We start from the raw sequence: 16,525 nt of genomic DNA on the forward strand, positions 1-16,525 counted from the left end.
GTCGTTTTTGATTTAAAAAAGAAAAGAAATGAATAAAAATACATATGTATCACCTTGTCAGTTGTATTTGTTTTTCTACTAACCATAAAAAATAACAGATCAGTAGAGCAAAAGAATAAAGAAAGAAGAATGCAAAGAGGTGAACATAATGAAAGATAAATCGAGTCAAAAGTTTGCCAATAAATGTATCTTCAGAATGGGGAAAATGTTTTTGCCAAATTCTGATCACGAATGGCAGGGTGTATCTTCTATATAGAAACCAATTGTGAGGAAGGCAGGAGACAAAATAACTGATAAAGACTCCGGATAGAAAGCTATGCTCTTTTACAAATAACCAGTAGACCAAAAAGGTTACAATGAGTAGAATATACGAAGTGATCCAGGTTTTTCTCGTTGGTGAAAGTCTTCGATTTTGCAATTTTTCGTCACTCCTACATATGAACAAATAAATAGGTACAAGGAAGGATCGATAGTCTATGACAATAAAGTCAGATAGATGGATACGCACGATGGCAGTAGAACAGAAAATGATTGAACCTTTTGTAGAACGAAATATCGGAAAAGGAGAATCTGTTAGTTTTGGATTATCCAGCTATGGTTATGACTTACGTGTTTCTGACGAATACAAAATATTTCATAATGCATTAAACCCAATTATCGATCCAAAAGCGATTGATGAGAAATCTTTTATCGATTACAAAGGAGAGGTATGTATCATTCCTCCAAACTCCTTTGCCTTGGCAAGATCAGTCGAGTATTTTCGCATTCCTGACAATGTGTTAGCGATATGTGTAGGGAAATCTACATACGCTCGGTGTGGAATTATCACAAATGTTACTCCGTTTGAACCTGGTTGGGAAGGGCATGTTACATTGGAAATTTCCAATACGACACCATTACCTGCGAAAATTTATTCCCATGAAGGATTGTGTCAGGTGCTTTTTCTAGAAAGTGATGAAGTATGTGAAGTATCCTATAAAGATAAATCAGGAAAATACCAGCATCAACAAGGGATCACTCTACCAAAAGTATAGCGAATAGATGTTTGACGCATTTTGTAATATATGGTAAATTCACTCTAATCTAGCAATTGGTATAGGAGCGGATGGAGTGTATCGACCATTGGTTTGTTTTACATTTGGTTGGGTGATTGGTGAATGGTTTGCAAATCAAATGCAGCTGGATAGCTACTGGCAGATCACTATTTCTTTTTGGGTTATGGGGTGTCTCTTTTATGCAAAATTCATGAAAGGGATGCCCCTTATTTTATTAATCATAGGTATTTCTACTGGGTCATCCTATTTTTCCTTTTACCATGAAAAAAATATTTCTTCCTTTTCACATCCTACTTCCATAAATGCGATTGGTCAAATTACTACTTCTCCTGTGATAGATGGAGATACCATTCGTTTTGATTTTGCGATGCAGTATCTGACAGAAAATGGAAAAATACAACAAATTTCATCTGAAACGATACGTGTTACCAGCACTGCAAAGCATCCTCATGAGCTCGAGCAAATTCGCAAGTGGCAAACGAGCTGTTATGTACAAGTTCCCATTCAACTAGAAAGACCACCAACCGCGAAAAATCCAGGAGCATTTGACTATGCCCAATATTTACACCACTATGGTATCCATTGGCTGGCAAAAGTGCCATCTGTCTCACAATTTCAGGTGTTGTCCTGCAAAGCAACACTCACTTCGCAGATTGCACAGTTGCGTCAATCTTTACATGATCGCCTGGCACTGTTGTATCCAGGATCTTCTGGACAAGCAGGACTTCTGCAAGCGATGATACTTGGAGAACAGCAAACATTAAACCAAGATACACAAGAGATTTTTTCTACACTCGGTTTGGTTCATGTCTTATCTATTTCTGGTCTTCATGTTTCTATTTTAGTGGGAAGTCTTTATTTTTTGCTGATTTCTTGTGGGATTACCAGAGAGCGAGTAGCTATCATCATTCTCGTGTTTTTGCCATTCTATGCTATTTTAACTGGTAGCAGTGCGCCAGTGGTTCGCTCTGTTATTATGGCTGGCATGATGTTAGTAGCGGTACTTTTACGTCGAACATCAGATGCAGTCTCCTTCCTCGCGCTTGCTTTATTGATTCAATTACTTTGGAATCCCTATCAGTTATGGGAACCGGGCTTTCAGCTTAGTTTTTTGGTAACATTGGGATTGCTTCTTTATGTAGAACCTCTCACGCATCATCTGCCTGTTCCTGGGTATCGGTTTCGACAAGCACTATCTGTAATGATAGTCTCCCAAGTGGTATCTTTTCCAGTGATTATTTGCACCTTTTATCAATATTCATGGTTGTCCGGTCCAGTCAATCTGTTTTTTGTCCCTGTCTATAGCATTGTCATTTTGCCATTTTCCACCCTGTCCTTACTGGTTAGTTATCTTTCTATCGAATGGGGAGTAGCACTCGCGACTCTCACCTCATGGATCATGTCTGGCATGGATCAGTTATTAACTGGTATATCTAAATTGCCTCATTTGACATACTCTATTTCTCCTCCTGCATTAGGATGGGTTCTATGCTATTTCTTTCTCTTTTGGTTTACTTATGTCACCATCGTAACGGATCTCCTATTTGTACGAAGGTTAAAATTTGTTACCTTACCAGCACTTTGTTTTTTGCTTGTTATAATCACTGTGGGAGCAAAAGGCTCGATGGAGACTACCTTGATCACGATCATAGATGTGGGGCAAGGCGATGCAACACTGATCGAGACAGCTGGAGGAAAGATAATCCTTATGGATGGTGGAGGAACGCTGCCGAGTCAAAAAAAACCGTGGCAAAAGAGGAAAAAGTCTTTTGAAGTTGGCAGAGATGTAGTGGTTCCTTATTTGCGTTATCGAGGAATTAATCATATTGATACGATGATCATGACTCATGGTGACGGAGATCATATACGAGGACTGGAGGCGGTAGTGAAGCGATTTTCGATTGGTGAAGTATTGCACAGCGGAGCACCGCCAGCAGACAAATTTGAATCACAACTGCTCTCGACGATTCAGAAAAAACATATTCCCATAAGAGTAGTTGGTTCTTCTGACCAGTGGTGGATGGAGAGTGGGATGCATGTTCAAATTTTGCATCCTTTGACTACTGTCTCTTCAGGAAATACCAACAATGGATCGATCGTTATGTTACTATCAATATATAAAACCAAACTCCTTTTTACTGGGGATATGGAGCTGCCTGTGGAAGAGGAAGTGCTGGCTCGGTTTCGTTTGCCAGCTATCGACATTTTAAAGGTAGCCCATCATGGCAGCAATACATCTTCCCATGATGCTTGGTTGTCTGCTGTGAAACCAAAACAAGCTCTCATATCTGTTGGAGAACATAATCGATATGGTCATCCAAAAGCGGAAGTGCTTGCGCGTCTGCGCCAGATTGGGGCTCACATCTGGAGGACAGATCAACAGGGGGCTATCCTAGTAAAAGTGGATCAAAGAGGATATCAGCTGGAAAGCAATGAAAGGTGATGACCAACTGCGTGATAGAAAAAATGCCTGCTGTTTCTTTGTATTATGGAGTAGAATCTTTTCTTATGGAAGAAGCATGTAATCAACTGCGATCACAAGTACCAGAGGAAGAGCGGGATTGGAACCTGCTGATACTCGATCTAGATGATATTCCTTTAGAACAGGTAATCCAAGAAGCAGAAACTCCCTCTTTCTTTGGTGGAAAAAGATTAATACTAGCAAAGAATGCTGCTTTCTTTACTACAGCCAAGCCAAAACGAGAACAAAATCATAACATAGATGCTCTACTTGCTTATCTTCTTAGACCAAGTGAAGGAACTGCCCTTGTTTTTACTGTTGTAAACGAGAAATTAGATAAACGGAAAAAGTTAGTGAAACAGATGGAGAAAGTAGCATCCATAACCAAATTTGATATGTTGAAAGGACAAGCATTACTAAAATGGGTGGAAAACCGATTTCGTTGTTATGAGGTTAAGATAAAGCGTGAAGTATGTATCCATTTTATTCAAGTAGTAGGAAATGACTTGCGGCTTTTGGATCAAGAATGTAGAAAACTAGCGAATTATGTAGGAGAAAAAGGGACTGTTACAGAAGAAATCATCGCTCAACTTATTCCCCGTACATTAGAAAGCAATGTGTTTCAACTTACCGAAAAATTAGCTGAGAAAAAGATTGCAGATGTATGGCAGATATGGGAGGATTTACTCACGCAAAAAGAGGAACCTATTCGCATACTAGCTTTGATGACAAGACAATTTCGCATATTATATCAAACGAAAGTGCTCTCTGCTCGTGGAATGGGAGCAAGTGAGATTGCCAAAATGCTAGGGGTGCACCCTTATCCAATCAAATTAGCTGTTTCACATTCAAGTGCATTCTCAGAGAAACAATTGAAAAAATGTTTAGCAATGGCAATTACAGCAGATCAAGATATCAAATCTGGTAAAATAGAAAAAGTACAAGCAGTAGAACAAATATTTATGGAAATACATAGGATAACAGCATAAAGAAGGGTGTAAAGATGGAACAAGCACATTTACGGAGTCTACGAAAAAAACAATTACTCTATACCAATATCATTTTCCTATTGTACGGCATACTTGCCTATGGTGTTATTTTTAGCAGGGCCACTGGTTTAGTGGTTTATCTAGTACTAGCTGCTATCTTTCTGATCTCGCCAATTGGCTTTTTTATGTTTCGATCACCACAACCACTCTATCTTTTGTTTCCAAGGATGAAGGAACTGCAAACCTATGAAAAAAATAAACTGAAAGATGCATGGTTCTCCTATCATATTACTTTTGCTATTCTTCAAGTCGCAGCTACTATCTTTTTTATCATCCAAGCATTTATCCGTAATCCTAAGTTAGCTTTTATTGATGGAATCCCTTATTGGATCATCTTCGCCGTTTCTGCTATTCTTTTATGGATCGGAAATGGAAACCAACTGTTTCATGCACGGAGATTGGATAATAAAACCTATGAACAGTTAAAGGTTTATGCAGCGGATCGTCGAACATTTGCGATGGTGTTCGCGATTGTTGCGTTGGTGATGACGGTTATTGCGATTTTTGTCGTGAGTATTATGTCGCGGAAGTTTATATGAAGTGTATTTCATACTTAATATTGCTATAATGGAAGGGTCAATAGTGCTAAACAGATAGAAGGAGTGCACTATGAGCAATCATGAACGGTACTGGCTTCAGAACAAAGTCCTTGAAATCGCTGGGCTTGAAAAGGATCCTTTGGGTCCTGCATACGGCATTCCGATCACTCATCAAAAGGCAGAGGAAGCTCGAAATAAGCTACGTAAGGCTGGTTACGTGCTTTGGCAGAACCCTGCTGGTGAGTGGGATGTCTACCCGAATGGGACACCTTCGAGCAAGTTTGACACCAGCGGTATTCGAGTTGGTTGTTTCATCAACACTGATAAGTGAGTGCTGTTTCTGCACCCTCCTTCCTGAGTGAGAAGGAGGGTGCAACATTTTGTAGCTGATATATTTTCAAGAGCTCATTGGTATAAATGTGTAAGAGATCTCTTCTATTTTTACTCCACAAATTATTTGGGTAGTAGACATTCAAAAAAGTACTCTTCTAATGTATGGATTAATATATGAAAAAGATTCTTTTACTAAACTTAATAAAATGCTATCCTAGTATGGAAAGAAGAAATCTAGGACACTTTGGAGATCAGCATGAAGTTTCTTCACCGAGACAAAAAGATTTCCCCAGTAGCGATTCGTCTCGCTATCCGAGGTGTAGAAGACGCAATTAAGGTCTTCGAGAACTTGAAGAAGATTCGGGGGAATACAGACTCTGAGAAGTATCAAAAGGCTCATGAGATGATCAAGGGGCTGAATTACTATCTCTGTAGGGGTGTAATTTGTGAAGCTAAGGAGATCGATCCGGAAAAGGGTGGCTTCTTTGAAGAGAAGGTCTATGGAGAACTCACTCAACTTCTTGTCTGGGACGATCGAGTAAATATGTTTAGGATTGCGAAGAATAATAAGAACTATGTAGATGAGTTTCTCGTAATCTTCCGATTTGCTCTGACAGTCCTTAATGAAGCCAAGAATGGGAACAGGGATCACCGATCACTTTACGAGGTCCTTCCTTGGTGTATCTGGGATTACCTTGTATGGGTGAAAAAGTAGATAAACATTGATGGTGTACACCATCAACAGGGTGGTTGCAAATTCGACCACCCACAAAAATATTACGAAAAACTTATATAACTATTTGTACATAAATAAATTCGCGAAATTGCAGGGGCCGGTATCCATGTGGATACCGGCCCTCACTCAGGTCGGTAGAGTTTACCTTCTCAACCGCGAGGGAGAAGGTGGAACTCTCTTGCCCAAGTGATGTAGAATCGATCACCACACTTCACGGGAATCGTTTCTCCTCCACTTCCCCTCAGGATGACGTAGCCATCGTAGCTGAACTGGTGAATCCCGTTGCCGATAGGCTGGAAGTCGGTGTACAAGAAAGCGAAGCCCATCAGAATGAGACGAACTGGCTTGCCATCGACGAAATGAACATCTGTGAACGTCAGCTCAGAAAGGTCTTCGATCTTCCGATCGACAGGGAGAGGCTGATGCGTCTCCGGAGGATAGTAGAATTGGTTGTAGGAAACCTCCTTGTTGGAAGAGAACAGGTGAAGCACCCAGGTAAGGACCTGGTGGATGAATTCGCGCAATTGCGGCTCCTTCTTGATCGGTTAATTTTATTTTAATATGAATTTACTCAAAATGAAAAGGATTTAATAGATTTCCTTTATCTGATAGTTCTTTTCAAGTAGCAAGAAAGAGGATAGAATAAAGTTGCAAACTGGAATTCATGAATGGAGGAAAAGTGGGAGAACAGAAGCCGCCTAGCAATGAGGAAATCAAGCGTCAGCTTCGGGCGACGCCAGCAGCGAAGCGACAGAAGCATCATCAGAGCCTTCCCAGTAGGTTGTGAAGGGGTGTCTGTGATGCGACAGATGAAGTGCTTGACAATCTGAGTGATAAGGACTGGCTTGCTATTTTCCGTTGGATGGGAAAGATCAATCCGTTTGATGAGTGATCTGCGATTTTCCATGTTCTGAGTTCTAGGGCTGGTTACTTAGGTAATCAGCCCCATCCAAGTAAGTGAAGAGCCAAAAAAGCAGTAGTCATGACTGCTCTTTTTTATATCTTTGTGAGCGAGAAAACCCCTAGGAAAGAAAGTAGTAGAAAAAACGAAATGATTTTCATAAAAAATCCTTAATCGGTTTTATCGATCAAGGATTTTTTACTCTATTTTTTATCCATTGATAAGTGCTATTGCGAGGTCGGGAGAAAACTCACCTGCTTTTGTTCCTTTCCCTATTCCACAATCACCGTCTGATTCGCCAGGTCGTTTAATCCATAAGAATGCATCTGTAATGGAAGTAGATTTTGTTGATGGTGTTTCTCCGAGTTTTCTACCAGACGGATTACACCATTGTCCATTGGAACCATTGCCATTTCTACTGGTATCAATGACAAGATGTGCAGAAACGTTGTATTTCTTTTTTAGTTGATCGATCAGTGTTTGGCCATACTTTTCAACATCAGTTGTTTTGTTGTAGTTAGAGACATTTAACGAAACACCGCGTGTATTTTTGACACCAGCTTGATTTAGCCAACCAGCCATGTCTTCCGGAGATTTCCATTTTCCATCTCCAGCATCCATATAGGTCCATGTATGTGGAGCCTCTTTTTTCAATACTTCGGTTGCATCTTGGAGCAAGGCAAATCGAGTTTGGCGATCTCTGTCGGATAAACAATCGAGATGGATGAGTGCATCTGGTTCTAATATAACAATTGCAGGACGGTTGCCGATCCCTGAGGCAATTTTTCGAATCCAGTCTTTGTATTCCTCAGGTGTTTTAGCTCCTCCTGCAGAGTATTGACCACAGTCACGTAACGGAATGTTATAAGCTACTAGCATAGGAAGCTTGTTTTCTTTAGCTGCTTGGGAAACATAGTCATTTACTTCGCTTGTATTCCACTCACCAAACCATTTCGCGGTAGGAATAGTAGCTATTTTTTTATTGATTTGTTCTGAACGTTTGTCTTTGGGATTTTGTTTCACCCATTGAATGGCAGGGGAATCTTTTTCTTGATACAAGCCATCTGTTTGAAGATAAGGATCGTTTGTTTCGATTACTTGTTCTGGATTATCTGTTGCAAATGGTTCCTCAGCAGATACTTTATTTTGATGGTGTGGCTGCTGTTCTGTAACCGTAATTGGAGCAAAATCGGGAAATAATGTTTGAATTTGCGAAGTCCACCAAACGTTACTAAGGATAAACAAACCCAGTACTGTTTTTACCAATTGCATTGCCTCCCTACATGTCAATCATGTTGTGTTTACATTTTGCAATAATTTGCTTAATCATAATAGTACTGGAATAAGAAAAGGGATTCAATATTTTAAATTGGGAATTATTTGAACATTAATTTGATTGTCTATCTAACAAAGAATCCCTTCTGTTGCTAGTAGTTTCAAAAAAAGAACGATATTCCTTTATATAAAAATTTGATCCCAAATCCAAGTAAGATCAAACCCGTTAGAAAGGTAATAATCCGAATTCCTTTTTGATGTAGAAAACGTCTGCTGATGTGTACAGTGGTAGCCACATTTATATTCCAAATAGCGATACCGAGAAATAGACAAAAAATGCAAATCAAAACAAGATTTGTATCGTTATTTTGAACGAGTGAAACATAGAGGGAACCATAAACGCCTAACCAAAAAAGAAAAGTGATAGGATTTATGATCGCAATCAGAAAGCCTGACCAAAATGCATTCCATTTACTTGGTTCAATCGAAGCGATCTGCAAGATTGGATCATTGGATATTTCAAAGGAACTTTTTATGCTCGAGTAGCTAAGTTTGAGGAAAAATAAGGCTCCTAACCATGTAAGGATGATATGTATCCAGCGTATGGACATCCATTCAGAAATTCCTTGATTTATAGCGATCAAATATACCAAATCAGCAGTAAGTGCTCCGAGAGACACCATCCAAGCGCAAAGAAAACCTTGTCCGATGCCTCTTCGCACAATTTCAAAATTTACTGGACCCATGGGAACTGCAAAGGAAATTCCCAGCAAAAAGTGACTTAACATCAGTTCCATATTTGATAATCCTTTCTTGATAGATAAGAATTCTTATTTATATAAGTGCAACTAGAGTGCAAAATCTAACTGTATCCTCTATTTAGTAAATGAGCAGTTGGACAAATTTAGAATAAGAAAATCGCTTTGATAAAAAACTAAGGATAAGAAAAAAGTAGGGGCTACTAGTATGCAAAAGTTTGAGCATGTAATAGAGAAGATCGCGGATTTTATATGGGGTTTTCCCATGATCATTTTTTTACTCTTAGCGGGCTGTTATTTTACGATTAGGCTGAAAGTGTTACCTATTCGGTATTTTTTCATCATCATCAAAGAAACAATCGGAAAATTGTTTCAGAAACAAAAAGCCTCAAAGGAAAAAGGTGCATTGACGCCGTTTCAGGCATTCTCGTCTTCTTTGGCAGCAACAGCGGGTGCAACCAATATTGTGGGTGTTCCTGTAGCAATAAGCCTTGGGGGACCAGGTGCATTGTTTTGGATGTGGGTCGTAGCGCTCATAGGAATGTCTTTGTTATATGCGGAGATTGTTTTGGGATTGGCATATCGAGAAAAAAATAAAAAGGATGAGTGGATAGGAGGACCGATGTCATATATGCAGAAAGGGCTTGGCTGGAAAAAGATGAGCATCGTGTATGGAGTAGGGCTGTTATTAGAAATCATCCCAAGTTGCATGGTACAAGCCAATTCTGTTACAGAGCCGATTGTAAGAGCTTTTTCTATTTCATCTATTTGGGTTGGATTAGCGATCGCAGCCGTTACGGCTTTGATTGTTTTTGGAGGAATGAAACGAATGGGTAAAGTAAATGAAAAACTGCTGCCTATTTTGGTTGTTCTTTATGTGGTGGCCTGTTTGATTGTGATTGGAGTTCATTATGAGCGTATCATTCCCAGTTTTGGTATGGTATTTTCTCAAGCGTTTCATAAATCGGCAGCTGTCGGGACTTTCGCAGGTGCTTCCATGGTTTTGGCTATGAGATGGGGGTTTGCAAGGGGATTGTATACATCTGAGATTGGACTTGGAACCGCATCTATCGCAAATGCCACTGCATCCGTGAAGTATCCACCACAACAAGCATTTTGGGCAATCATTACGGTTTCCATTGATACCCTTCTCATATGCACCTTAAGCGGTTTTGTTGTTCTCACTTCTGGAGTCTGGACCAAAACACCTATTAAAGATGCACCAAGTATGGTAATCCATGCATTTCAAGGTGTATTTGGCAAAAACGTGAGCGATTGGTTTATTTCAGCATTGCTCTTTTTCTTTGTGATTGCGACGTTAAATGTAATTATTTTTTATGGGGAGCAACAAGCCACGATACTCTCCGGTCGAAAATTACAGTTGACGATACGATTTGTTTATTTTGTCGCGATCGTGTTAGGGGCTGTTGGTGCGCTTGCATTTTTGTGGAAATTGCTCGATTTGATGCTTGCGATTATATTAGTACCAAATGTATTAGCTATTTTGTTTCTTGGAAAAAAAGTTTCTCAATTAACAGATCAATATATAGAGCAGAGAAAAAAAGACAGCCCACAAAATAAGACTGCCCTTGAAAGTCGTTAATTTTCATGCTTCATAATCCGACTTGTAACCTCGTAGGCGGAGGTAAAGGAAAGCTCAGATAGCTGCCCTTCTCCATGACACCAGTCACCAGCGAAGTATACATCTTTTAAACTATAAAATTGTACAGGCATCAGTTGTTGGTCGTGGATACTTTTAATCTCTTGTACGGTTGCTTTTTTGGAAAGCCGTTTTGCAACCAGTACATCTCGCCAACCAGCAAAGTGTTTATCATAAACGGATTCGATGATAGCTACTTTCTCATCCGCTTGGCCTTCTTTGATCTCTTCTTCATTTAAGTAAGCGACACCTTGTAAGAGTTGTCCGCCTTCAGGTACACAGGTTTTATCATAATGAGAGATATCGGTAACAAATACTCTTTCACCTTTATGATAGATATAGGTATATGGACTAGCAATTCGTTCGGATAAACCAATGTCAAATACGACTACTTGTGTTGGTTGGTAATTGGTATACGTCGTAAATAACGATTCATGTTTGGTTTCTGCAAACAGTTTGCTCAGCTCTTTTGGCGGGATACAAAAGATAAAAGCATCTGCTTGATAAGATTGTTCTTTTCCGTGAATCATAGTTACTTTGTTATGATTCACTTCGATTTTATCGATCTTTTCTTTGGTTATAATGTTACCGCCATTCTTTTCAATAATACTCGCAAACGATTCAACGATAGCTTGCCATCCACCACCGATGTATGAAACCGCCCGCTGGGTGGAGAACAATCTTTTGTAATAAGCAAAGAACAAAGGCGATGGAATATTTTCTGGTTCATTGGTAAAAAAGTTAGATGATGCAACGGTTAAAAGTAACTCACGAATTTGCTCAGGCTGCTTTTTTAAATAATCACCAATGAGTACTCCATCTTCTCCACGTTCAATAGCACTCAATGTTTTTAAAATCTCAGCTGCAAACCGCACTTTGTTTTCTGCATCCAGTACTTTGGTTTTATACAATCCTTCTAAAGTGGCCGGCATAGGAGTTGTAAAAGTTCCCATGTCGTAAAAAGCTTTAGAAGAAGAGAAATCGCGCCAATCCACTTCTAATTTTATTTCTTTTTCGAATTTCCGTAAGATAGACTTATCACGAGCATAGATAGCGTGTGCTCCAAAGTTAAAGTTAAAACCTTTCATCGGGATGGAGATTGCACGGCCACCTAATTTGGGCGCTTTTTCCAATAGGGTTACTTGGTATCCGTGGTATGCTAGTCGGGCTGCTGCAGAAAGTCCAGCCAAACCTCCACCAACCACAACGACTGACGAGGACATAGATAACTCCCTTTACAAATTTCATTTTTCAACAGTATCGTAGACATAGATAATTTCCCTTCTCCTGTGCGAAAAAGGGATTTCATATACTTATGGTTCTCTTCATCCCCTACATTGTAACAAGTTCTTTTGATTTTCGGTAGACTCCAATCATATTTTTAATTTTACGACAAAAGATAGGAGAGTGAGGCAAATGAAATTAGTGAGCGCTTGTCTGATGGGTGTTCATTGCCGTTTTGATGGGAAGAGTAGCCTAGATCAAGATATTAGGCAATTGGTAAAAGAGGGGAAAGCAGTTCCGGTTTGTCCGGAGCAGATGGGAGGACTTTCTACTCCGCGTCTTCCAGCAGAAATAGTTGGCGGGGACGGCTTTGACGTCTTAGATGGCAAAGCCAAAGTGATAACGATCGAAGGAGAAGATGTAACAGAAGCCTTTATACGTGGAGCCAGAGAAGCACTCCGCATAGCAAAATCAATTGGTGCTACAGAGGCGATTCTGAAAGAGAGAAGTCCATCTTGTGGTAGTCATATGATTTATGATGGAACATTTCAAGGAAAGAAACAGGCTGGCAATGGGGTAACAGCAGCACTATTGGAACGCAATGGAATCAAAGTGAGCAACGAAGAAACATGATTGAAATTTTGTTAAAACAAGTTCCAGAGTAGTGTGATCTCTGGAACTTGTTTTTGTGTTAGTTTTTTCCAAGCACCCATTTGCTTTTCATAAACATGGTATAGGCGATAAAGAAGGAAAGGGCTATGAAGACAACAGAACTTCCAGAGACTAGAAGTATGCTATTGATATCATAAATCCCATAGATTAGCTGCTTGATCAGAGCATAAATATTTAAAAATGGGATAAGGAAGTGCGTTGTTGTCAACTCGTTTACAGAAACACCTATTAATAGGAAATAAGGTATCATTGCACCTGTTGTAATAGGGGTAATGTAGTTTTGTGCTTCTTTTAAATTATTCGCAAATAAACTGATTATGATTTGTACACTTGAAACTAATAAGGCAAAGAAGATGATTCCAACTAATAGACTGATAGTGAAAAAGCTGACATTTTGATCTAATTTCAAAGCAATTGCAAGCTTTTCGGTAAATAAATTTACACCTAAAATGAACGATATGACGGAGAAAACTCCACTTATCATACTTAAGACAGCAATAGTCAACCATTTACCAACGATAAGATGAATGCGATGGACTGGGGTCATCAACAATGTTTCCATCGTTTTTCGTTCTTTTTCTCCTGCAAATAAATCGTTAGCTGCTGGGATTCCACCCATTAAAACAGCAAGTACAATAATCAGTTGAGCAATAATGGAAATAATATAGAGCGATTGATCGTCACCTTTACTGATACTTTTCATGTTGATTTGAAATGGATTAATTTCTTTTGGATCTATGTTATTCTCCAATAAGCGTGATTGAACAAGTTTATCTTTTTTTAGTGTAAATGCATTTGCTATTTTTTCTTGTGCATTTCCACCTTTCGTACTAGTGGGGTCTGCTTGAAAGAGTACCTTTGGTATTTTTTTGTCTTTTAATTGAAGACTGAAATCAGCATCGGCGGAAAAAGCGACATTTGCTTTCCCATCCACCACCATTTTTAACGGATTGGCAGATGGGATCAACTCTAGTCCCTTGATTTCTTTTAACCAGCTTAATATCTCTTTATCTGTACTATTCGCTACCGCTACTTTTATTTGCTCATCTGTGTCACTCATCATTTTTTCCGTGAAAAACAACATACCGGTAATAAATACAATCGGTAATAAGACACTCAATAGAATCGTTTTGCTATCGCGTAGTGAATCTTTCAATTCCTTTTGAAAGATATACCAAGTCATGAATGAACCCCCCTTACAATCAAAGACATGAAGATATAGTTCAAATCATTGCTTTCTTCTTGTTTATATAAATCTTCAGTGGTTCCGTTATATATCATCTGACCTCTATGAATCATGACGATGGACTGACAAAGCTGTTTTACTTCTTCCATGATGTGACTGGAAAAAATGATTGTTTTTCCTTCTTTCCGTAATTGGTGTATAAGCTCCCGAAACATATTAGCAGAAGTAATATCAAGTCCCGTAGTTGGTTCATCTAGCAGGATGATCTCAGGGTCATGGATTAATGTTCTAGCAATAGTTACTTTTTGGCGCATCCCTTTGGAAAAAGCGCCAACTCTTCGATCAAGGTATTCTTTCATTCCAAAACGGACAGATAAATAATCAATTCGCGTTTGTGTTTCGTGTTTGCTTAATCCATGAAGTTTTGCAAAATAAGCAAGGTTTTCTCGCGTCGATAATCTATCATATAACCCTGTCTCACTTCCAAATAAAACCCCTATCTTTCCTTTGATCTTCATTGGCTCCTTGTGAATATTGATTCCATCTATATAGATATTGCCTTCAGACGGTTGCATGATGGTTGAAATCATACGGAGTAAGGTTGTTTTTCCCGCTCCATTTTCCCCAAGAAGTCCTACAACATCTCCTTTTTTTATTTGAAAAGAGATATCTTTTACTGCTTCAATGTTTTTTTTTCTTATCTGGAAAAATTTTTGATACATGCTGTATGTCTATCATGTTGTGCCTCCTTCAATTGATCTGTTTTTATCATATAGATACACAGACATGAATACATCGATCTTGTCGCGAATCGTGCCTTTTCGGTTGTGAATGTACCCATGCATTTCATGAACATGTTGAAGTGTAATAAACATATTTCGTGAGATGAGTTGAATATATGATTCGAGTTGGTTTAGTTGATGACCAAAAATATGACTTGGAGAAGCTTATCATTACACTGGAAAACGAAGCAAATATAAAGATCATTTTTTCAACAAATAATTCTGAGGAAGCATATATAAATTAATTAAAGAAAACGAAATTGATTTGCTCATTACCGATATTGAAATGCCTATGTTATCAGGTTATGAACTCGCGGATTTTATTCGTAGCTATGGAATGGAAATAAAAGTAATCTTTGTGACTGGTCATAGCGGGTATGCAGTCCATGCTTTTGACTTGGATGTATTAGATTATATTATGAAGCCTTTTTCAAAAGATCGATTATTGAGGGGGATAAGCAGATTACAAAAGAAAAGGGATGGAAGAGATAAAACGAAGTTAATTTTAAAAACAAAGTCAGAAGTCTTTCTTATAGAGAAAAAGAATATTATTTATATTGAACGGACTGGCAGGTCTACTACGATTTACACGACTACTGGAGATTATTCTTCTTATCAAACGCTAAACGAATTAGCGGAAGAGTTAGCAGGATCGTACTTTTTTCGAGCTCATAGGGGATTTATTATCAACATTCATCATGTGAAAAATTTTTCTTTGTACACAAAGAATTCCTATACAGTTCATTTTAAACATACAAAAAGTACAGCAATTATAACAAAAGCTAATTTAGATGTATTACAAGCTCAGTTTTTTAACTAGGAGACAGTCTATGAAGTATTATTTCTATCCGATCTTTATTGTAATGATTCATTTCGTTATCTGGGGTAAGTTCATTTACGATCATCCTAGTCTGTGGGCTTATGTCCCTTTGATTGGATTTATCGGTTATCTTTTCTCTGAAGTGAAAGTTCTAAAACTTTATCCGTTTCTATTAACCGTGTTGTCATTGAAAAAACAGCTGGTTTCATATGGATACAGGTTCTTTTTCTGATCATGATCTTCCTATCGGTTCAGTACTCTGTTCAAATCCTGGCATTATCTGGGAGTATCATATGTGAAATAATAAGAATAAAAAACTTTCCAGGTCTAGTGAAAGACCAAAAAAATTTAGAAAAGTTATCCAAGCAAATGGAAGAAATGGATCGTTATTTACTTACCATTCGTTCTCAACGGCATGACTTTCTAAAACATGTGAGTGCGATTGGCCATTTAATGGAACAAGAAAGTAATAAAGGTGCGAAGGAATATTTGGAAGAATTAGTAGGAGAGTATGAAGGAATAAATAGTACGTTAAAAGGGGAGAGTACTCCAATTGCCTCGATTTTGTTTAAATACAAAAAAATTTTAAATCGAATCGGTACGAACGTTACATATAAGTTAGACGTTCCTGTTTCGTTATTACCTTTGAAAAAAATAAATCAAGTCCAATTACTCGAAAATTTATTAGAAAATGCAACCGATGCAATATGTGGTTATCATGCTCTTCATTCTCAATCTTCTCTTTCTGTTTCGACAGCAATCCATAGTGGAATTTATATTCTTCAGATCGAAAATAGTGCTTTTTTCAAAAATAGGCATATATTGGATTCGTTATTTGAGAAATTTGAGATTACCTCTAAACATGGTGAACATCAAGGACTTGGTACATATATTATCTCCAGTTTGGTAAAATCACACCATGGGATATTAACGTACCAATTTCAAAATGATGAGTTGAAGATAATAATCAAACTACCTATAATAGCGGAACTTAACAAAATAAGTGGTAAGTAGAATGTAAGTACACCACAAAAAGATGAGCGATTTAAACGGAAGAGATGTTTAGTTTTTCTA

General features: G+C 38.3%; 16 protein-coding genes and 1 pseudogene. 10 read left to right on the forward strand and 7 right to left on the reverse strand.

What is annotated here, in order from left to right; genetic code table 11:
• Positions 1–476 precede the first annotated feature (476 nt).
• From dcd to GSM42_RS07415, 6 genes are all read left to right on the forward strand, one after another.
• Positions 477–1,034 carry a dCTP deaminase gene (gene dcd, locus GSM42_RS07390; RefSeq protein ID WP_160800913.1) on the forward strand — a complete coding sequence of 186 codons (558 nt, stop codon included), beginning with the start codon at positions 477–479 and terminating at the stop codon, positions 1,032–1,034.
• Between the two features lie 76 nt (positions 1,035–1,110).
• Positions 1,111–3,498 carry a DNA internalization-related competence protein ComEC/Rec2 gene (locus tag GSM42_RS07395; RefSeq protein WP_160800914.1) on the forward strand — a complete coding sequence of 796 codons (2,388 nt, stop codon included), beginning with the start codon at positions 1,111–1,113 and terminating at the stop codon, positions 3,496–3,498.
• A gap of 11 nt (positions 3,499–3,509) precedes the next feature.
• Positions 3,510–4,505, forward strand: a complete 996-nt coding sequence (holA, locus tag GSM42_RS07400) for a DNA polymerase III subunit delta (protein ID WP_160800915.1) — start codon at positions 3,510–3,512, stop codon at positions 4,503–4,505.
• 14 nt (positions 4,506–4,519) lie between these two features.
• Entirely contained in the window at positions 4,520–5,104 is a 585-nt protein-coding gene (locus GSM42_RS07405; RefSeq protein WP_160800916.1) for a hypothetical protein, read from the forward strand.
• A gap of 70 nt (positions 5,105–5,174) precedes the next feature.
• The gene (locus GSM42_RS07410) at positions 5,175–5,435 is read left to right on the forward strand and encodes a hypothetical protein (RefSeq protein WP_160800917.1); all 261 of its coding nucleotides are present in this window, start codon (positions 5,175–5,177) and stop codon (positions 5,433–5,435) included.
• Between the two features lie 258 nt (positions 5,436–5,693).
• On the forward strand, positions 5,694–6,152 hold the full coding sequence (locus GSM42_RS07415) for a hypothetical protein (protein WP_160800918.1): 459 nt from the start codon (positions 5,694–5,696) through the stop codon (positions 6,150–6,152).
• Between the two features lie 170 nt (positions 6,153–6,322).
• Here the strand turns inward: GSM42_RS07415 and GSM42_RS07420 are convergent, their stop codons facing one another.
• From GSM42_RS07420 to GSM42_RS07435, 4 genes are all read right to left on the reverse strand, one after another.
• Positions 6,323–6,697: a hypothetical protein gene (locus tag GSM42_RS07420; RefSeq protein WP_160800919.1), complete on the reverse strand. Its 375-nt coding sequence runs from the start codon at positions 6,695–6,697 to the stop codon at positions 6,323–6,325.
• 77 nt (positions 6,698–6,774) lie between these two features.
• Positions 6,775–7,080 carry a hypothetical protein gene (locus tag GSM42_RS07425; protein ID WP_160800920.1) on the reverse strand — a complete coding sequence of 102 codons (306 nt, stop codon included), beginning with the start codon at positions 7,078–7,080 and terminating at the stop codon, positions 6,775–6,777.
• 204 nt (positions 7,081–7,284) lie between these two features.
• Positions 7,285–8,340, reverse strand: a complete 1,056-nt coding sequence (locus GSM42_RS07430) for a glycoside hydrolase family 6 protein (protein ID WP_160800921.1) — start codon at positions 8,338–8,340, stop codon at positions 7,285–7,287.
• A 170-nt stretch (positions 8,341–8,510) separates the two neighbouring features.
• Positions 8,511–9,146, reverse strand: coding sequence for a LysE family translocator (locus GSM42_RS07435; protein WP_160800922.1), 636 nt, complete (start codon positions 9,144–9,146; stop codon positions 8,511–8,513).
• A gap of 169 nt (positions 9,147–9,315) precedes the next feature.
• On the opposite strand from GSM42_RS07435, the gene GSM42_RS07440 reads away from it, so the two are divergent.
• Positions 9,316–10,710: an alanine/glycine:cation symporter family protein gene (locus GSM42_RS07440; RefSeq protein ID WP_160800923.1), complete on the forward strand. Its 1,395-nt coding sequence runs from the start codon at positions 9,316–9,318 to the stop codon at positions 10,708–10,710.
• Here the strand turns inward: GSM42_RS07440 and GSM42_RS07445 are convergent.
• A complete protein-coding gene (locus tag GSM42_RS07445; RefSeq protein WP_160800924.1) occupies positions 10,707–11,990 on the reverse strand; it encodes a phytoene desaturase family protein in 1,284 nt (427 codons plus the stop codon). The two genes, GSM42_RS07440 and GSM42_RS07445, sit on opposite strands and share 4 nt — an antisense overlap.
• Before the next feature lie 193 nt (positions 11,991–12,183).
• Here GSM42_RS07445 and GSM42_RS07450 point away from each other — a divergent pair, with 193 nt between their 5' ends.
• Positions 12,184–12,624: a 2-thiouracil desulfurase family protein gene (locus tag GSM42_RS07450; protein ID WP_160800925.1), complete on the forward strand. Its 441-nt coding sequence runs from the start codon at positions 12,184–12,186 to the stop codon at positions 12,622–12,624.
• Positions 12,625–12,682: 58 nt separating this feature from the next.
• Here GSM42_RS07450 and GSM42_RS07455 read toward each other — a convergent pair whose 3' ends face one another.
• Both GSM42_RS07455 and GSM42_RS07460 read right to left on the reverse strand, forming a co-directional pair.
• Positions 12,683–13,846, reverse strand: a complete 1,164-nt coding sequence (locus tag GSM42_RS07455; RefSeq protein ID WP_160800926.1) for an ABC transporter permease — start codon at positions 13,844–13,846, stop codon at positions 12,683–12,685.
• Positions 13,843–14,571, reverse strand: a complete 729-nt coding sequence (locus GSM42_RS07460) for an ATP-binding cassette domain-containing protein (RefSeq protein WP_160800927.1) — start codon at positions 14,569–14,571, stop codon at positions 13,843–13,845. Before GSM42_RS07460 ends, GSM42_RS07455 begins: the two co-directional genes overlap by 4 nt.
• Positions 14,572–14,747: 176 nt before the next feature.
• Here GSM42_RS07460 and GSM42_RS07465 point away from each other — a divergent pair.
• Together GSM42_RS07465 and GSM42_RS07470 are read left to right on the forward strand one after the other, a co-directional pair.
• Positions 14,748–15,451, forward strand: a pseudogene (locus GSM42_RS07465) (LytR/AlgR family response regulator transcription factor).
• A gap of 330 nt (positions 15,452–15,781) precedes the next feature.
• The gene (locus GSM42_RS07470; protein WP_160800928.1) at positions 15,782–16,465 is read left to right on the forward strand and encodes a GHKL domain-containing protein; all 684 of its coding nucleotides are present in this window, start codon (positions 15,782–15,784) and stop codon (positions 16,463–16,465) included.
• The last annotated feature ends 60 nt before the right edge of the window (positions 16,466–16,525 follow it).

This window comes from Shimazuella alba (assembly GCF_009831235.1).
Lineage (GTDB): Bacteria > Bacillota > Bacilli > Thermoactinomycetales > Thermoactinomycetaceae > Shimazuella > Shimazuella alba.